Origin of the sequence: Oceanobacillus caeni (assembly GCF_019037185.1) — a bacterium.
Lineage (GTDB): Bacteria > Bacillota > Bacilli > Bacillales > Amphibacillaceae > Oceanobacillus > Oceanobacillus caeni.
Window position 1 is genome coordinate 1 of sequence record NZ_JAHHXM010000083.1, and the last position, 761, is coordinate 761.

Here is a 761-nt window from a genome sequence, read left to right on the forward strand (position 1 = left end):
GCTTTCTCACAGTCTAGTTATCCTGTTTTAAATCAATTGGATTCCTTTCACATTTCTAAAGCACTGAATCGAACTTTTGGAGTTAAAAAGAGCGAGTTTAAAGAAGGTGTACAAAAGGCAATCAAAGAACACGAACTGGATGATTTCATACGTTGGATGGATACATTGGAGAGCACTTTAGAAACGGATAAGCAGTTAGAAAAGGCCGAGGATTTTCGTAGATATATTGGCGGTAATTGGGATCGAATTTTTGATTGGAGAGAAAAAGTTGAGAATCCACCAAAAGAGGCAAGGGGCATGGGTGCAATGGAATCCAACCAACGACATATTTCATTCCGAATGAAAAAGCGTGGAATGCATTGGAGTTTAGAAGGTAGTGAGGCAATGGTGAAGATCAAACAAGGGATTCTAAATAAAACATTACGATCCGTCTATTTGAGAGACCAAAGGCGAAGTGTAAGAAAACAACGAGACGTGAAAAAAGTGGTTCGTATGACTGAATTTCTACGCCAGGAAACCCAGCCGTCAATTGGAGCAAAACAAGGTAAAATAAGCCTAAATACAGCTCATTCATCAGCTATTGGACAGTTAATAAAAAGTTTTAGATAACACCCTGATTTTTAGGTAAGGTTCTTGGTTTTTAGAACGTTACCTAAAAATTGGGGACAGCAAGCGACAAGGGTCGCGCGGTAGCCGAAAAAGTGTACAAAAATAGAGTGCCGGAAATATTGGTGTGAAAGACACACCGAGAAAAACTTGAC

General features: G+C 39.4%; 1 protein-coding gene. It reads left to right on the forward strand.

The genetic code is table 11. The annotated features are described in order from the left end of the window. The coding region (locus KM885_RS17775) for a UPF0236 family transposase-like protein (RefSeq protein ID WP_216884345.1) at positions 1 to 609 on the forward strand (609 nt) is incomplete at its 5' end. Between the last annotated feature and the right edge of the window lie 152 nt (positions 610 to 761).